The following is a 417-nucleotide window of genomic DNA, read 5'->3' on the forward strand; positions in this document are numbered from 1 at the left end:
ATTGTATCATGTTCAAAATAAAATAATTGAAATTTTTCAAATGTTTTACATTTTCTTATAAAACTTTAAATTCCCATCACATTTCTTCATAAAAATATCTAAATAAAAGCACTTTATTGTTCTAGCTTAAACCTATATATCACTATGAAAAAATACCTTTTTGCTTTTTTGAAACATTTGTAACATAGTGAACTTTTACAAGGAGATACTACCATTTTTTCTTTATATTTTATTATTTGTTTTTTTGAATATAATGTAAACAATTAATATTATCATGTGAAAAAAACTTGCCAACATAAGTATTATGGATAAAGGATAAAATTTAGCGGCATATATAAAAAAATCTATTTGATAAATATCTTGATAATTTGACACCGATCCTTTGAAGTAATTTGTAAATTTCGCAGTATATTTCCA

At 21.8% G+C, this 417-nt stretch carries 1 protein-coding gene; it reads right to left on the reverse strand.

Features of this window, described 5'->3' with window-relative positions; all coding sequences use genetic code 11:
• Nucleotides 1-222: 222 nt before the first annotated feature.
• The coding region (locus V7183_RS23220; RefSeq protein WP_335360984.1) for a DUF4306 domain-containing protein at nucleotides 223-417 on the reverse strand (195 nt) is incomplete at its 5' end.

Source organism: Bacillus sp. JJ1127 (assembly GCF_036965845.1).
In the GTDB taxonomy this organism is placed as follows: domain Bacteria; phylum Bacillota; class Bacilli; order Bacillales; family Bacillaceae_G; genus Bacillus_A.